The sequence below is a fragment of the Nonomuraea sp. NPDC003804 genome (assembly GCF_040610675.1).
Lineage (GTDB): Bacteria > Actinomycetota > Actinomycetes > Streptosporangiales > Streptosporangiaceae > Nonomuraea.
Genome location: NZ_JBEXMT010000109.1, coordinates 1 through 1333, shown reverse-complemented (window position 1 = coordinate 1333; position 1333 = coordinate 1). Strand labels below are relative to the sequence as shown.

Sequence of the window (1333 nt, the reverse complement as noted above, 5' to 3'; positions counted from 1 at the left end):
CTGGCCCTCCATCCACAGCCGGACGCCAGGACCGCCGTCGAGCGTGACGTTCGCCATTTCCCGGCCGTTGTACCAGAGCGCCCAGCGCTCCCCGGTCTGGACCCAGCCAGAGGGGATCGGGGCGGTGCGGAAGCCATGAGAGGAATACATGGCCGGAAGGATACGACCGGCGGTCGCAGATCCTGCGAACGCAGTGGCGACCTGGCTGAATCGTTATGGCTGTTGGTCAGGCTCAACCTGGATGACAGCGCTCACATAGCGCTTTCCTTCGACTTCGGACGTGCCAATAGCCGCCCCCTTGGGTGGGAAGAGCAATCCCCCTGGCCGGCACGCAAGTTCCAGTTGTTCCTTCACCTGCTGCCGAACCATTTCCTCGATCAGCCTGCGAGTGTTCTCGTCCATCGCCGGATCCTCTGTACATGTACTGCCATTATGGCCCCGGCGCCAGGGAGGCAACAGTGCCGGCGCGGCGCTGCTCACGCGCCCCCGGGTTGAGCAGCCTGCGGCCCCGGATCCGGCAAGGTCAGGATGCCCGCCTTGGCTGGCTGACACCATCGGGCAACCTCGCCCTGTTGGGTCGGGCTGTCCCTACACGCCCCGGGCACGGCCAGCCGGACTACCCTGAGGCCATGTGCGGCCGATTCGTCCAACTCCCCGTGATCGACTTCGGCCAGCCGGGGCTGGCTGACCTTGCCCCCGGCCTGGCCGAGATCCAGCCCAGCTACAACCTGGCGCCGACGCAGCGCGCCTCGGTGATCCTGGACCGGGGTGAAGGCCGGCAGGTAACCCGGCTGGCATGGGGCCTGCTGCCCTTCTGGGCCAAGGCCAAGGGCCTGCAGGGCTCAACCATCAACGCCCGGATCGAGACGGTGGCCACGAAGCCCGCCTTCCGGTCGGCGTTCAAGAAGCGCCGATGCGTGGTCCCCATGGCCGGCTACTACGAGTGGTCGGTCAGCCCCGAGGACGGCAAGAAGGATCCGTGGTTCATCCACGCCACCGGGCCACTGCTGGCCGCTGGCCTGTGGGAGGACACCAGCCCGCTGCTGCCCGACGGAAACCTGGGCACCTTCACAATCATCACCGGTGATAGCAGCGGCGTCTCGGCCGACATTCACGACCGCATGCCGGTGTGGCTGCAGGCCGGACAGATCGATGAGTGGATGGCCGTCAGCACCGACGACGCCATGGCCATGCTGCTGGCCAGCGAGCCGCCGGCGATGGAGGCCTACCGCGTCAGCCGCGCGGTGAACACGCCGCGGAACAACGTCGAAGACCTGCTGCAGCAGGTCGCATAGGCGCGCCTCAACCGAACCCCATCGGCACCTCTGTCAGG

Annotated in this window: 2 protein-coding genes; one reads left to right on the top strand and one right to left on the bottom strand. The window is 67.1% G+C overall.

The features are described 5' to 3' along the window. Positions 1 to 213 precede the first annotated feature (213 nt). The gene (locus tag ABZX22_RS45125; protein WP_354923514.1) at positions 214 to 402 is read right to left on the bottom strand and encodes a hypothetical protein; all 189 of its coding nucleotides are present in this window, start codon (positions 400 to 402) and stop codon (positions 214 to 216) included. A 17-nt stretch (positions 403 to 419) separates the two neighbouring features. On the opposite strand from ABZX22_RS45125, the gene ABZX22_RS45120 reads away from it, so the two are divergent. Next, positions 420 to 1295 (top strand): SOS response-associated peptidase, encoded by an 876-nt coding sequence (locus tag ABZX22_RS45120; protein WP_354923511.1) that lies wholly within the window; start codon positions 420 to 422, stop codon positions 1293 to 1295. Positions 1296 to 1333 lie beyond the last annotated feature (38 nt).